The following is a 540-nucleotide window of genomic DNA, read 5'->3' on the forward strand; positions in this document are numbered from 1 at the left end:
ATGGCCATGGCTCAAGGTGTTGTCCTGGAAGAGATGCTGGATGCCTTCAAAGGCATGGCCGACCCGCACGCGGCGCTCTCGGCGGCGCTGTGGACCCTGACATTCTATCTGGTCCTCTGGTCGGTGCCCGAGCCAGTGAGCAAGGGCCTGGCTGCCGTCATGACGGCGACAGCCATTGTCTACCTCGGGGTGGACACCTTCTGGACGCTGATAACGGGCTTCAAACTGCTGGTGGAGGATGCGGACCGGGCCACCACGTTTGACGAACTCCGCGATGCGGGTGAGCGCTACGGCAAGGTGATGGGCCGGAACGCGGCGCGAGCCTTCGCGCTGCTGGCGACGGTGGCCGTCGGGAACACGGCCGCGGGCTTCGCCTCGCAGGTGCCGACGCTGCCCGGTTCCGCCCAGGCGGCGGCGGTGGCCGGGGGCCGCGCGGGTATCCGCCTTGCCGCCGTGGGCGAAGTCGGAGCGGTGGCGGTGACGGGCGAGGCCGTCACGGTGGCACTCGCCCCCGATGCGGTGGCCATGACGGCACGGGCC

At 69.8% G+C, this 540-nt stretch carries 1 pseudogene; it reads left to right on the plus strand.

The features are described from left to right. Positions 1-33 precede the first annotated feature (33 nt). A pseudogene (locus ACLEQD_RS45035) lies at positions 34-540 on the plus strand (hypothetical protein); the annotation flags it as partial.

This window comes from Corallococcus sp. 4LFB, from assembly GCF_046520365.1.
In the GTDB taxonomy this organism is placed as follows: Bacteria; Myxococcota; Myxococcia; order Myxococcales; family Myxococcaceae; genus Corallococcus; species Corallococcus caeni.